1 protein-coding gene (running past one end of the window) is annotated in these 16,579 nt (G+C 51.2%); it reads right to left on the bottom strand.

The window, feature by feature from the left end:
• On the bottom strand, positions 1–16,461 hold the 5' portion of the coding sequence (locus V5J35_RS13345; protein ID WP_354016406.1) for a VCBS domain-containing protein. The gene continues 17,571 nt to the left of window position 1, outside the view; the window shows 16,461 of its 34,032 coding nt (coding positions 1–16,461); its start codon is at positions 16,459–16,461; its stop codon lies off the left edge, out of view.
• Between the last annotated feature and the right edge of the window lie 118 nt (positions 16,462–16,579).

Below are 16,579 nucleotides of genomic sequence, written 5' to 3'. Positions count from 1 at the left end.
GTTGTAAGTGAACCCGACATCATTGCCGTTAAAGTCAGCAGCCGGTGTAAACGTCCAGGTGTCATCGCCGTTGTCGGTCAGGGTACCGTGGCTGGCATCCGTCAGCATTAAGCTGTTGACGCTGAGGGTATCGCCATCAGCATCCGTTGCATTGGCCAGCAGCTGGGCTTTGGTGATAACGATGGCGGTGTCTTCGCTGGTAGCCCCAAGGTCAACCTGTGTGGTGACGGCTGCGTCGTTAGTGCCGTTAATGGTGAAATCCAGATCATGAGGCGTACCGTCCAGAGCCTGAACGGTGATGGTGTCAGTCAGGCTCTCGCCGTCGCCTAATGCCTGAATAGCTGTTTGGGTGTTATCAGCGGTGTAAGTCCAGTTGCCGTCAGCGTCGATGGTGACTGAGCCGTAAGTGCCGTTGATCGTTTCTGCGGTAAAGCTGGCTTCGCCGGTATCAACATCAGAGACAGCCAGTTTGCCAGAAGTGGTCAGCGTTACGCCGTCATCTTCCGTCACGGTATAATCGGCTGGGAGTGCGGCATAAGCGCTTAAATCGTTGGTGCTGACTGATTGATAGAGGTTAGTAACGCCGTCAGCATCCAGACTGTGGTTGAGAAGGATCAGGTCACTCACAGAGCCATCGGTGTTAGCCTCGCCCCAATTACTTTCACCAATGTAACTATTGGTACGGACTACATCTTCAGGTACAGCACCGTTTGGGTTTTCACCCATCAACACTCCATCTTTATACAGCCTCATATGACCATTATCATCAATGGTTGCAGTAAGGTGGAACTCTTCACCCACTGTATAAACGTCGTTAGCCGTCACTCTACCCCAGTTGCCATCTGCATCAATAGCAGTTAGCGAGATGTCACCTTCATTAATGGAGTGAATTAATATGTTGTCAGCTCCGGGACCATTACCGAAATCAATGATCCTTGCGTTTGCATGGTAACTATCAAAAGTAAATGAAGTGGCGATGGTGATAGCACCACCCATTTGTATCTCACCAAGATTACCCCCGGCACCATTCAGGTCAACGGCACCACCGGCGATAACCGCCCCACTGCCAAAGCTGACGGTGTGGTTATGACCGGAGATGTCATTAGCACTGTTCATATCGTAGGCGGCGACTACATCAGGATTGGGGTCAGGTACTTCTGTAATGACAGCGGCATCATTCAATGCTGTGATATCAATCACGGCACTGCCTGCAGTGTCCGCTGTGCCGTCATTCACGTTGTAAGTGAATTCGATGTCATTGCCGTTGAAGTCAGCGGCCGGTGTAAACGTCCAGGTGTCATCGCCATTGTCGGTCAGGGTGCCGTGACTGGCATCCGTCAACGTTAAGCTGTTGACACTTAACGTATCGCCATCAACATCCGTTGCATTGGCCAGCAGCTGGTCTTTGGTAATAACGACGGCGGTATCTTCGTTGGTAGTGCCAAGATCAACCTGAGTGGTGACCGCTACGTCGTTTGCACCGTTGATGGTGAAATCCAGATCATGAGGCGTACCATCCAAAGCCTGAACCGTAATGGTTTCCGTCAGGCTCTCGCCGTCGTCCAGTGACTGAATCACGGTCTGGGTATTATCGGCGGTGTAAGTCCAGTTACCGTCAGCGTCGATGGTGACTGAACCATAAGTGCCATTAACTGTTTCCGCCGTGAAGCTGGCTTCACCGGCGTCAGCATCGGTGATGGTCAGGGTGCCGGAAGTGGTCAGTGTGGCGGCGTTGTCTTCTGTCACACTGCCGGAGTCTGCTCCCCCAATAACAGCAGCGTCACTGGTCGCTGTCACGTCAATCACGGCACTGCCTGCTGTGTCTGCTGTGCCGTCATTCACATTGTAAGTGAACTCGATGTCATTGCCGTTGAAGTCAGCCGCCGGTGTAAACGTCCAGGTGTCATCGCCATTGTCGGTCAGGGTGCCGTGACTGGCATCCGTCAACGTTAAGCTGTTGACACTTAACGTGTCGCCATCGGCATCCGTTGCATTCGCCAGCAGCTGGTCTTTGGTGATGACGATGGCGGTGTCTTCGTTGGTAGTGCCAAGGTCAACCTGCGTGGTGGTGGCTGCGTCGTTTTGGTCTATGATCCGGATGGTATAGTTCTGTGTGCTGCTGAGACTGCCATCAGACACTTCCACCGTAATGGTATGGGTTTCTGCCGTCTCATGATCCAGCAGGGAGCCATCAGCAACGGTGATCTCACCTGTGTTGCTATCAATGGTAAACCGTCCCCCGGCATCATCGCTTAAAGAAAAGGTTAAGCTATCGCCTTCTGCATCTGTAACAGTGGCTTTTCCGACCAATGTTCCGTTCCTGGCACCTTCAATCACCTGACGTACGCCAATGGTCGTTTGCACGATGTCATTACTGCCAGAGTGATTTGATGTCCATACTACTTTCAGTTCACCACTCTCAAGCTGAATGATTTGAGGGTCAACTTGATTCGAGCCGGTGCTTGAATTGATTATCTGCTCATCAGAAATCGGGTTACCACTGGCATCAAAATGCCTGCCGAGGATATTCCAGTCTGTCTGCCCATCAGCCTGAGACTGCCAGGTGACAAAGAACTCACCATTATGCAATGCCTGAACCCTGAACGAACTCTCGTCACCGGCAGAGCTATTGACAACCGTTGGTGTGCCTGCACTGCTTCCATCACTGCTCCACTGCTGAATATAGACTGTATCGCCGCTTTGATAAGCAACGGCGATATTGCCATTGCTGAGTTCAGTAATGCTTACATCCTTACTGTTGGCAGGTGCTGTATTGCCAAAGTTGATCGTGCCTGATACATCAGAGCCATCAGCGGCATAAATCTTCAGAACGGCGTTATCATCATTGCTGTTGCTATCTCTCCAGACTGCAGCAAAACCACCATTGTCCAGTGCAGTGATATCAGGATCACCCCATTGATAAGAACCAAAACCCTGCTCATGGATAATCGTTGTTTGCGTATCACCATTGGCATCCAGTATGAGTATGGTTGGCTTCCGGCTGTTGGCGCTATCGATACCAATTGAGACAAAGCGGTTATCTTTCAGAGCAACAATGTTGTTGTCATAGTAGTAATCACCTGCAAAGCTGCTCTCGGCTTTCACTTCGTTGCCAGCACTATCGAAGACACGAATACGCGACCCGGGAGTGTTCCCCGGATCAAGGTGCTCCCAGAGGACGGCATAGTTGCCATTATCCAGAACGGCAACGGAGGGGTTTCTAAGGTAATCATCACCTGTTGGTGTTGTCGAATTAATCTGGAATTCTGTACCATCCGGTATCATGTCAGCATTAAATTTCTGAGCCTTGATTGCATTAGTTTCAGATACCCACACTGAAATGTAACCACCGTCCTCCAAACGGGAAAGGTCTGAGGAATTCTGGTCCCCTGCAGTCGAGCTATGAATAACTTCGTCATCCGGGGCATTGATGTTTGTAGCAGACTCAAATACCGGAGCATCATTTACCGCAGCAATGTCCAATGTGGCCCGGGTCGATGTAGTGTCAGTACCGTCAAAGATATTGTAATCCAGCGTAACAGAACCATTGAAGTCAGTAGCCGGTGTAAACGTCCAGGTATCATCACCGTTGTCGGTGAGAGAACCGTGACTGGCATCCGTCAGCGTTAAGCTGTTGACGCTGAGGGTGTCACCATCGACATCTGTTGCATTGGCCAGCAGCTGGTCTTTGGTGATGACGATGGCGGTGTCTTCGTTGGTAGTGCCAAGATCAACCTGAGTGGTGACCGCTACGTCGTTAGCGCCGTTGATGGTGAAATCCAGATCGTGAGGCGTACCATCCAAAGCCTGAACCGTGATGGTTTCGGTAAGGCTGTCGCCGTCGTCCAGTGACTGGATGACTGATTGTGTGTTGTCGGCGGTATAAGTCCAGTTACCGTTAGCGTCAATGGTGACTGAGCCGTAGGTGCCGTTTATTGTTTCTGCGGTAAAGCTGGCTTCGCCGGTATCAGCATCAGTAACCGTTAGCGTTCCGGTAGCTGTGAGTGTTACGGCGTCATCTTCTGTCACAGAACCGGTATCAACACCGGCGATCACCGCTGCATCGTTGGTACCACTGATAGTTATCGCAATGTCTTTAGTGGTGCCATCAGCTGACTGAACTGTCACTGTGTCGGTCAGGGTATCACCATCGCCCAGTGATTGAATTGCAGTCTGGGTGTTGTCGGCGGTATAAGTCCAGCTGCCGTCAGCGTCGATGGTGACTGAACCATAAGTGCCATTAACTGTTTCCGCCGTGAAGCTGGCTTCACCGGCGTCAGCATCGGTGATGGTCAGGGTGCCAGAGGTGCTCAGTGTGGCGGCGTTGTCTTCTGTCACACTGCCGGAGTCTGCTCCCCCAATAACAGCAGCGTCACTGGTTGCTGTCACGTCAATCACGGCACTGCCCGCAGTATCCGCTGTACCGTCATTCACGTTGTAAGTGAACCCGACATCATTGCCGTTAAAGTCAGCCGCTGGTGTAAACGTCCAGGTGTCATCCCCGTTGTCGGTCAGGGTGCCGTGGCTGGCATCAGTCAACGTTAAGCTGTTGACGCTGAGTGTGTCGCCATCGACATCCGTTGCATTCGCCAGCAGCTGATTTTTGGTGATAACGATGGCAGTGTCTTCATTGGTAGCACCAAGGTCAACCTGAGTGGTGATCGCTACGTCGTTTGCGCCGTTGATGGTGAAATCCAGATCGTGAGGCGTACCGTCCAAAGCCTGGACCGTGATGGTTTCAGTTAGACTTTCGCCGTCGTCCAGTGACTGGATGACTGATTGTATGTTGTCAGCGGTATAAGTCCAGTTACCGTCAGCGTCGATGGTGACTGAGCCGTAGGTGCCGTTGATCGTTTCTGCGGTGAAGCTGGCTTCGCCAGTATCAGCGTCAGTAACTGTTAATGCTCCGGTAGCTGTGAGTGTTGCGGCGTCATCTTCTGTCACAGAACCGGTATCAACGCCGCCGATCACGGCCGCATCGTTGGTACCACTGATGGTAATGGCAATATCTTTGGTAGTGCCATCAGCGGACTGAACTGTCACTGTGTCGGTCAGGGTGTCACCGTCGCCCAGTGATTGAATTGCAGTCTGGGTGTTGTCGGCGGTATAAGCCCAGTTACCGTTAGCATCAATAGTGACTGAGCCGTAGGTACCATTGATCGTTTCTGCAGTGAAGCTGGCTTCGCCGGTATCAGCGTCAGTAACCGTTAGTGTTCCGGTAGCTGTGAGCGTTGCGGCGTCATCTTCTTTCACAGAACCGGTATCAACGCCGCCGATCACGGCCGCATCGTTGGTACCACTGATGGTGATGGCAATATCTTTGGTAGTGCCATCAACGGACTGAACCGTCACTGTGTCGGTCAGGGTATCACCATCGCCCAGTGATTGAATTGCAGTCTGGGTGTTGTCGGCGGTATAAGTCCAGTTACCATCGGCTTCTATTGTGACAGAGCCATAAGTGCCGGAGACGGTTTCGGCCGTGAAACTGGCCTCCCCGCTGTCGGCATCGGTAATGGTCAGCGCACCGGAAGCTGTTAGCGTTGCTGCGTCGTCTTCTGTAACACTGCCAGCATCGGTTCCACCGATCACAGCAGCGTCACTCGTATCAGAGAAACTCAGCGTTGCCTGTGTCGCCGTCGTATCCGTACCGTCGAACAGTTCATAATCCAGCGTAACATCGCCGGTAAAGTTGCTGCCTGGCGTAAATTCATAATAATTATTATCCCCGGAGCTGACACTGCCCGCGGTTGTCAGCGTATAACCGTTAGCCGAATCTACAATTTGTCCATCGACTGACCGGATATTCACCGCAAGGTTTGAGCTGGCGTCTGCCACACTGATACCGGCTTCTATATCAGACTGGCTGACAGCGTCGTAAGACAAGGTAATATCACCCAGCCTGGCGTTGGTTAATGATTGCGAGGCATCAAAACCGCCACCATAGCTGTCTTGCTCCTGACCTATGACCAGCCAGCCATCTGCCGGGATAGTCCTCCCCTGGGTTAACAATCTGGTGTCGACCAACTGGTTGTTGTCAAACATCTTCATTTCACCTGTCGCACTATCCCAGGTGAGAGTCAGGTTATGGGTTGCCCCGTCATTTAAATTAATTCCAGAAAAACGGGTACCACCGGCTGCAGACTCAATAACAATGTCATTACTATTATTATCGTGCCAGACCAGCAGGGCGTTCGAATTATTTGGAACAGACATGCTGACCAGTGCGTCCAGCCCACCTGTATGGCTGCCTGTTGACGTATACTCAAATTCCAGTGAAAACGCATCAAAGCTTTGAAGTTTGTCAGCAACTTGAATGTCATTGGCAGTATCACTACCAAAAACCATGTAATTCACTTCAGAGAGCGTGCCATCTGAACCACTGTACGACACATCACTAATGGTCAGAGTATCGCCTTCAACATCCGAGGATCCGGCCAGAAGCTGATCTTTGGTAATCACCAGAACTGTGTCTTCGATACCCTGCAGTGTCACTGGTTGATCGGCGGTAATTGGGGCATCATTGACTGCTGTGACATCAACCACTGCACTACCTGCGGTGTCTGCAGCTCCATCATTGACGTTGTAACTGAATGCGACATCGTCACCGTTGAAATCAGCAGCCGGGGTGAACGTCCAGGTGTCGTCACCGTTGTCCACCAGTGTGCCGTGGCTGCTGTCGGTCAGTGTGAGACTGTTGACAGTTAGCGTATCGCCTTCAACATCTGCCGCATTGGCAAGAAGCTGATCTTTGGTGATAACGATGGCGGTGTCTTCGTTAGTGGTACCAAGGTCAACTTGTGATGTGGTAGCCGCATCGTTGACAGCAGTCACATCGATGATGGCACTGCCTGCGGTATCAACGGTTCCATCGTTAACGTTGTAACTGAACGCAACATCATTGCCATTGAAGTCAGGTGCCGGTGTGAATGTCCAGGTACCGTTGCCGTTATCAGCCAGTGCCCCCTGACTGGAATCATTCAGGGTCAAGCTGTTCACACTGAGGCTGTCGCCATCAATGTCACTGGCATTGGCCAGCAGGTCAGCTTCAGTAATGACGATAGCGGTGTCTTCGCTGGTACTGCCAAGGTCAACCGCACTGACCACCGGTACATCGTTGGTGCCATTGATGGTAATAGTCACATCATGGGTTGTACCATCAACAGACTGAACCGTTATTGTTTCAGTCAGGCTGGCACCGTCGCCCAGTGCCTGAATGGCTGCCTGACTGTTGTCCGCTGAATAGTTCCAGTTACCGCTGGCATCAACCGTCAGGGAACCGTAAGTGCCGGTAACGGTTTCTGCGGTGAAGCTGGCTTCGCCGGTATCGGTATCAGACACCGTCAGGACACCGGAAGCGGTTAAGGTCGCAGCGTCCTCTTCCGTGACCGTAGCGGTATCAACGCCACTAACCACTGCGGCATCGTTGGTGCCGTTGATGGTAATAACAATATCGTGGGTGGTGTTATCGAAGGACTTAACCGTGATGGTTTCAGTCAGGCTGTCACCATCCCCCAGTGCCTGAATGACTGCCTGGCTATTATCCGCGGTATAGCTCCAGTTACCGCTGGCATCGATGGTCAGGGAACCGTAACTGCCAGTAACGGTTTCTGCGGTGAAGCTGGCTTCGCCGGTATCAGTATCGCTGACTGTGAGCGCACCAGAAGCCGTTAATGTGGCAGCGTCATCTTCGGTTAACGAAGCAGTATCCACGCCGCCAATCACTGCCACATCGTTAGTGCCATCAATAGTAATTACAATATCTTTGGTTGTGCCATCGACAGACTGAACAGTGATGGTATCGGTCAGGCTGTCACCATCACCCAGTGCCTGAATAACGGACTGGCTGTTATCCGCTGAATAACTCCAGTTACCGCTGGCATCGATGGTCAGGGAACCGTAACTGCCAGTAACCGTTTCTGCGGCGAAACTGGCTTCGCCAGTGTCCGTATCGGAAACTGTCAGCACACCGGAAGTGGTTAACGTTGCAGCGTCGTCTTCCGTTATCGAGGCTGTATTTACACCGCCAATCACTGCGGCATCGTTAGTGCCGTTAATGGTGATAACAATATTGTGCGTCGTGTTATCGGCAGACTTAACCGTGATCGTTTCGGTCAGGCTATCGCCGTCACCCAGTGCTTGAATAACTGCCTGGCTGTTATCCGCTGAATAGCTCCAGTTACCGCTGGCATCGATGGTCAGGGAGCCATAACTGCCTGTGACGGTTTCTGCAGCAAAGACAGCTTCTCCAGTATCCGTATCAGTAACCGTCAGCGCACCAGAAGTGGTTAATGTGGCCGCGTCGTCTTCCGTTATCGAGGCTGTATCTACACCGCCAATGACTGCCGCATCATTGGTGCCATTTATAGTGATAACAATATCGTGGGTGGTGTTATCGGCAGACTTAACCGTGATGGTTTCGGTCAGGCTGTCACCATCACCCAGTGCCTGAATAACGGACTGGCTGTTATCCGCTGAATAACTCCAGTTACCGCTGGCATCGATGGTCAGGGAACCGTAACTGCCGGTAACGGTTTCTGCGGTGAAGCTGGCATCGCCACTATCGACATCCGTGACAGTTAACGTCCCGGTAGCGGTGAGCGTCGCAGCGTCATCCTCTGTCACAGACCCTGTATCAACGCCACTGATCACTGCCGCATCGTTGGTGCCATTGATGGTAATAACAATATCTTGGGTGGTGTTATCAACAGACTTAACGGTGATCGTTTCGGTCAGGCTGTCACCATCGCCCAGTGCCTGAATGACTGCCTGGCTGTTATCCGCGGTATAGCTCCAGTTACCGCTGGCATCGATTGTCAGGGAACCGTAACTGCCGGTAACGGTTTCTGCGGTGAAGCTGGCTTCGCCGGTATCGGTATCAGACACCGTCAGGGCACCGGAAGCGGTTAATGTGGCTGCATCGTCTTCCGTGACAGAGGCGGTATCAACCCCGCCAATCACTGCGGCATCGTTAGTGCCATTGATGGTAATAACAATATCGTGGGTAGTGTTATCAACGGATTTAACGGTGATCGTTTCTGTCAGGCTGTCACCGTCCCCCAGGGCCTGGATAACGGACTGGCTGTTATCCGCGGTATAGCTCCAGCTGCCGCTGGCATCGATGGTCAGGGAACCGTAACTGCCGGTAACGGTTTCGGCGGTAAAGTTGGCTTCGCCGGTATCGGTATCAGACACCGTCAGAGCACCGGAAGCGGTTAAGGTCGCAGCGTCCTCTTCCGTGACCGTCGCGGTATCAACGCCACCAATTACTGCGGCATCGTTGGTGCCGTTGATGGTAATAACAATATCGTGGGTGGTGTTATCGAAGGACTTAACCGTGATGGTTTCGGTCAGGCTGTCACCATTACCCAGTGCCTGAATGACTGCTTGGCTGTTATCCGCTGAATAACTCCAGTTGCCGCTGGCATCGATGGTCAGGGAACCATAACTGCCTGCGACTGTTTCTGTAGCAAAGACAGCTTCACCGGTATCAGTATCGCTGACAGTGAGCGCACCAGAAGTGGTTAATGTGGCTGCGTCGTCTTCTGTGACAGAGGCGGTATCAACACCACCAATCACTGCGGCATCGTTGGTGCCGTTAATGGTGATAACAATATCGTGGGTGGTGTTATCAACAGACTTAACGGTGATCGTTTCTGTCAGGCTGTCGCCATCACCCAGTGCCTGAATAGCTGCCTGGCTGTTATCCGCTGAATAACTCCAGTTACCGCTGCCATCGATAGTCAGGGAACCGTAACTGCCGTTAACGGTTTCTGCGGTGAAGCTGGCTTCGCCGGTATCGGTATCAGACACCGTCAGGGCACCGGAAGCGGTTAAGGTCGCAGCGTCCTCTTCCGTGATAGCAGAGGTATCAACGCCACCAATCACTGCGGCATCGTTAGTGCCGTTAATGGTGATAACAATATTGTGCGTCGTGTTATCGGCAGACTTAACCGTGATGGTTTCGGTCAGGCTGTCACCATCACCCAGTGCCTGAATGACTGCCTGGCTGTTATCCGCTGAATAACTCCAGTTACCACTGGCATCGATGGCCAGGGAACCATAACTACCACTAATTGTTTCTGCAGCAAAGACAGATTCACCGGTATCAGTATCGCTGACAGTGAGCGCACCAGAAGCGGTTAATGTGGCTGTGTCGTCTTCTGTGACTGAGGCTGTGTCAACGCCGCCAATCACTGCGGCATCGTTAGTGCCATTGATGGTGATAACAATATCGTGGGTAGTGTTATCAACGGATTTAACGGTGATCGTTTCTGTCAGGCTGTCACCATTACCCAGTGCCTGAATAGCTGCCTGGCTGTTATCCGCTGAATAACTCCAGTTACCGCTGGCATCGATGGTCAGGGAACCATAACTGCCTGTGACTGTTTCTGCAGCAAAGACAGCTTCACCGGTATCAGTATCGCTGACAGTGAGCGCACCAGAAGCGGTTAATGTGGCTGCGTCGTCTTCTGTGACTGAGGCTGTATCTACACCGCCAATCACTGCCACATCATTGGTGCCATTTATAGTGATAACAATATCGTGGGTGGTGTTATCGGCAGACTTAACCGTGATGGTTTCGGTCAGGCTGTCACCATTACCCAGTGCCTGAATAGCTGCCTGAGTATTCGCTGCTGAATAGCTCCAGTTACCGCTGGCATCAATGGTCAGGGAGCCATAACTGCCTGTGACGGTTTCTGCAGCAAAGACAGCTTCACCGGTATCAGTATCGCTGACAGTGAGCGCACCAGAAGCGGTTAATGTGGCTGTGTCGTCTTCTGTGACAGAGGCTGTGTCAACCCCGCCAATCACTGCGGCATCGTTGGTGCCGTTAATGGTGATAACAATATCGTGGGTGGTGTTATCGGCAGACTTAACCGTGATCGTTTCTGTCAGGCTATCGCCGTCGCCCAGTGCCTGAATGACTGCCTGGCTGTTATCCGCTGAATAACTCCAGTTACCGCTGGCATCGATAGTCAGGGAACCGTAACTGCCGGTAACGGTTTCTGCGGTGAAGCTGGCTTCGCCGGTATCGGTATCAGACACTGTCAGGGCACCGGAAGCGGTTAATGTGGCTGCGTCATCTTCTGTGACAGAGGCGGTATCAACCCCGCCAATCACTGCGGCATCGTTGGTGCCGTTGATGGTAATAACAATATCGTGGGTGGTGTTATCGAAGGACTTAACCGTGATGGTTTCAGTCAGGCTGTCACCATTACCCAGTGCCTGAATAGCTGCCTGGCTGTTATCCGCTGAATAACTCCAGTTACCGCTGGCATCGATGGTCAGGGAACCATAACTGCCTGTGACTGTTTCTGCAGCAAAGACAGCTTCACCGGTATCAGTATCGCTGACAGTGAGCGCACCAGAAGCGGTTAATGCGGCTGTGTCGTCTTCTGTGACAGAGGCTTTGTCAACCCCGCCAATCACTGCGGCATCGTTGGTGCCATTGATGGTAATAACAATATCGTGCGTCGTGTTATCGGCAGACTTAACCGTGATGGTTTCGGTCAGGCTGTCACCATTACCCAGTGCCTGAATAGCTGCCTGAGTATTCGCTGCTGAATAACTCCAGTTACCGCTGGCATCGATGGTCAGGGAACCATAACTGCCTGTGACTGTTTCTGCAGCAAAGACAGCTTCACCGGTATCAGTATCGCTGACAGTGAGCGCACCAGAAGCGGTTAATGTGGCTGTGTCGTCTTCTGTGACTGAGGCTGTGTCAACGCCACCAATCACTGCGGCATCGTTAGTGCCGTTAATGGTGATAACAATATTGTGCGTCGTGTTATCGGCAGACTTAACCGTGATGGTTTCGGTCAGGCTGTCACCATTACCCAGTGCCTGAATAGCTGCCTGAGTATTCGCTGCTGAATAACTCCAGTTACCGCTGGCATCGATGGTCAGGGAACCATAACTGCCTGTGACGGTTTCTGCGGTGAAGCTGGCTTCGCCGGTATCGGTATCAGACACCGTCAGGGCACCGGAAGCGGTTAAGGTCGCAGCATCGTCTTCCGTGACAGAGGCTGTGTCAACGCCACCAATCACTGCCGCATCGTTGGTGCCATTGATGGTAATAACAATATCTTGGGTGGTGTTATCAACAGACTTAACCGTGATCGTTTCGGTCAGGCTGTCACCATCGCCCAGTGCCTGAATGACTGCCTGGCTGTTATCCGCTGAATAACTCCAGTTACCGCTGGCATCGATGGTCAGGGAACCATAACTGCCTGTGACTGTTTCTGCAGCAAAGACAGCTTCACCGGTATCAGTATCGCTGACAGTGAGCGCACCAGAAGCGGTTAATGCGGCTGTGTCGTCTTCTGTGACAGAGGCTTTGTCAACCCCGCCAATCACTGCGGCATCGTTGGTGCCATTGATGGTAATAACAATATCGTGCGTCGTGTTATCGGCAGACTTAACCGTGATGGTTTCGGTCAGGCTGTCACCATTACCCAGTGCCTGAATAGCTGCCTGAGTATTCGCTGCTGAATAACTCCAGTTACCGCTGGCATCGATGGTCAGGGAACCATAACTGCCTGTGACTGTTTCTGCAGCAAAGACAGCTTCACCGGTATCAGTATCGCTGACAGTGAGCGCACCAGAAGCGGTTAATGTGGCTGTGTCGTCTTCTGTGACTGAGGCTGTGTCAACGCCACCAATCACTGCGGCATCGTTAGTGCCGTTAATGGTGATAACAATATTGTGCGTCGTGTTATCGGCAGACTTAACCGTGATCGTTTCGGTCAGGCTATCGCCGTCACCCAGTGCTTGAATAACTGCCTGGCTGTTATCCGCTGAATAGCTCCAGTTACCGCTGGCATCGATGGTCAGGGAGCCATAACTACCACTAATTATTTCTGCAGCAAAGACAGATTCTCCAGTATCCGTATCAGTAACCGTCAGTACACCGGAAGTGGTTAATGTGGCCGCGTCGTCTTCTGTGACAGAGACGGTATCAACGCCACCAATCACTGCGGTATCATTGGTGCCGTTGATGGTGATGACAATATTGTGCGTCGTGTTATCGGAAGACTTAACCGTGATCGTTTCCGTCAGGCTATCACCATCGCCCAGTGCCTGAATGACTGACTGGCTGTTATCCGCTGAATAACTCCAGTTACCGCTGGCATGGATGATCAGGGAGCCATAAGTGCCGGTAACCGTTTCTGCGGCGAAACTGGCTTCGCCAGTATCGGTATCGCTGACAGTGAGCGCACCGAAAGTGGTTAATGTGGCCGCATCGTCTTCCGTTATTGAAGTGGTATCAACGGCACCAATCTCTGCGGCATCGTTGGTGCCATTGATGGTGATAACAATATCGTGCGTGGTGTTATCTACGGACTTAACCGAGATAGTTTCTGTCAGGCTGTCACCATCACCCAGTGCCTGAATAGCTGCCTGGCTGTTATCCGCAGAATAGCTCCAGTTGCCACTGACATCGATAGTCAGGGAACCATAACTGCCTGTGACGGTTTCTACAGCAAAGACGGCTTCGCCAGTGTCGACATCAGCAATCGTCAGCATGCCGGAAGTCGTTAACGTTGCAGCGTCGTCTTCCGTGACAGAGGCGGTATCAACACCACCAATCACTGCGGCATCGTTGACCGGTGTAACATCGACGCCAAAACTGACTGCCTCAGAAAGAAGCTCACCGTCGCTGACTTTAAATTCAAACGAGGCATAGTTCGTACCATTTTCATGCAGGTCCGGCTCAAATTTTAAACGTCCTGTAAGAAGATCCAGCTTCGAAACATCCTGGCCAACGGCTACCTCCGAACCGTTGTATAACAGCTTCCCTGCAACAGGGAGCTTGGCAATCTGTATACCCTCAAAGGCATCACCGGCATCAATATCGGTAAATGCAAAGTCACTGGATGAGAAAATATAGGGCGTATCTTCATCAATAGTTGCTGCTGCACTGACCGTTTCCGGAGCATCATTAGCCGGAATCAGGTCAACATGCAGACTCTTGACGATGGAAGCTGTTTCTCCGGTTGCAGACTCAGTGGTTGTAGAAGTGAACGTCAGCGTAAAGTCAGTATTGCTGTTAGCCGGTGGCGTCATTTGCAACTGGTTGAGTTGCCAGTTACTGATATCAAGATCACTTCCGTCAGACGTGGCAGTGTTGGTGCCATCTGTTAGAACGCTGTCAGCAGGCAAACCGGACAGTTTTAAACTGATGCTTTCGGAGCCGTCAGTGTCTGCCAGAGACTGGCTCAGCTCTAAAGATATGGGGGCATCCTCAAGGCTTCGGATGCTGTAGTCATAGGCAGGGTCTGAGTAAACTGCCGCTGTATCTGGAAGATTCAATGACAGCTCAGCAGCATCAACAACCGGGGTGACAGAGAAGGTAAATGCCTGAGGGAGTGATGAAAGCTCACCATCGTTTACCCGAAACTGGAAGCTGGCATAATCCGTAGCGCTTTCATGGGCATCAGGCAGGAAGGTCAGCTTGCCCGCTTCAATATCTGCACGGCTGATTTCATCACCGGCACTGATTGCACGGCCATCCAGCTCAATAATGCCTTTGCCGGGCAGTGCGTCAATGAATACCGATTCAAGAATGTCTCCATCATCCGTATCGCTGTAGGGAAAATCGGCAAGTTTAAAGCGATACAGGCTGTCTTCCGGTATGGTTTGAGAACTGGCGAAGGTTTCGGGTGCTTCATTAATGTCATTGACATTAACCGTAAATGGCTCAGTAAAAGCAGCTCCGTTGTTATCTGTCGTGGTAACGTTAACAGTGACGGTTTCTTCTGTTTCATGGTCAAGGAAGATACCGGTTTTCAGCCGGAGTTCGTTATCTACAATTTCAAACCGGTTATCATCCACTGTGTAGGTGTGATTATCAGAAACATCAATATCTGTAGTTGAGAGAGTGCCTATAACAGCGCCTGTAGCATTTTCATCAACGACAGTATTGTTCAGCTGTATGTCTTCAGGGGCATCATTGCGACCTTCGATCGTCACTGAAGCGGTCTGACTGACCGTCTCACCATGACCATCATCAACGTCATAGGTGTATTCGAGTGTTTCTGATTCACCTTCCGCCAGATGGTCATAACTGGACGCATCCAGTGACAGGTTATTGCCATCGTCCGAAATACTGATACCTACCGGATCACCGGCGGTCAGCTGCAGGTTCACCACATTGATCGTGTCTGTACCATCAACATCGCTGGCACCTGAAAGTAAATCAATATCCTGTAATGCCGAGTTCTGGTCAGTCCTCAGTACAACGGCATTATCAATCACCGGAAGGTCATTACTTCCAGCCAGAGTAATGGTAGCGGTTTGAGTGGTGTAATCTCCCTGTGGGTCCGTTACCCGGTATTCATAACTAAGGGTTTCTGTCTCTCCAACAGCAAGATACTTGTAAGCCTCAGGATCGATAACCAGCTCAGAACCATTTTCACCGATGCTGACACCAGATTCATTACCGGAAACCAGACGAAGGTTGGTGACTGAAAGTTCATCTGTGACATCCCTGTCACTGGCACCCTGCAGGAGATCCAGGTTAATGCTGACATCATTCTGAGTGGCATCAAGAATAATCGGCACCTCTACCTCAGGTGTATCATTGACGCCTTCTATTTTGATATCAACGGATGACTGACTCGTGTTTCCCTGGGAATCGGTTACTGCAAAAACAAAAGTAACGGTCTGGCTTTCACCTTCTGCCAGAAATTCAAAATCGCCCTCAGGGCTGAATTCAAACGAACCATCAGCAGCCACTCTAAGAGAACCTGCTTCTGGCGGCGAAACCAGCGAGAACGTCATTATCTCATCAGGATTCTCATCCGTTGCATACAACTGCCCCTTAAGCACAACAGCATCTTCGGTGGCAACCATTTCGGAGTTTTGGGCTACTGGCTTGTAGGAAATTCGATCAGTTTCCTCAACTTCCTCTTCAAGCTGATCACCAGGCTGACTGGTAACAGCCGTATCCTCTGAGCCAGAAGCGGCTACTGAAGGGTCATCATCCTGACTTAACTCTCTCTGCAAAATCCCTTCATTCTCAATAATCGGTATATCAAGGGGTTTACGCTGAATCGTTACTACATCAGAACTTCCTTCGTCCGATGATCCCGGCTCATCCCCTGCGGAGGCGGCCTGAGCAATAGTGGCAGGGTCAGCCCCTTCAGCAATAGCGGCCTGAACTTCCTCAAAAGACAGATCCTCATCGGATTCATCACCCTTTGTGGACAGCATGCTATCAGTGAGAATAAGCTGCTGTTGTGAGCCCAGATCCATAACCTGATTGTTGACGGTTGTAATAACAACGGAACCACCATCCTCTGTAACAAGCCGGTCATTAAGGTAGACTTTTGCCCCTTTCTCGAGGATTTTTTGAGTTCCATCCGGTTTAATAACAATGACTGTGCCTGTAGCCTCTGTGATTTCACCGATAACAGGCGTAGAGTTTCCTGAGTTAGAGTTCATATTGTTTATGCTCACTCTCAATCCATAGGAGCAATGGGAATTCGAATTAAGCGTTGTGGCAGGAAAATTAAACGCAGGGTAGGGCGAATTCCCTTCGCACCTTTTTATTAAAAATTAATAAAACGTTTATTAA

Origin of the sequence: Endozoicomonas sp. NE40, assembly GCF_040549045.1 — a bacterium.
Taxonomy (GTDB): Bacteria; Pseudomonadota; Gammaproteobacteria; order Pseudomonadales; family Endozoicomonadaceae; genus Endozoicomonas_A; species Endozoicomonas_A lisbonensis.
Note: the sequence above shows the minus strand (reverse complement) of the source record. Positions and strands in the feature narration are given on the sequence as shown.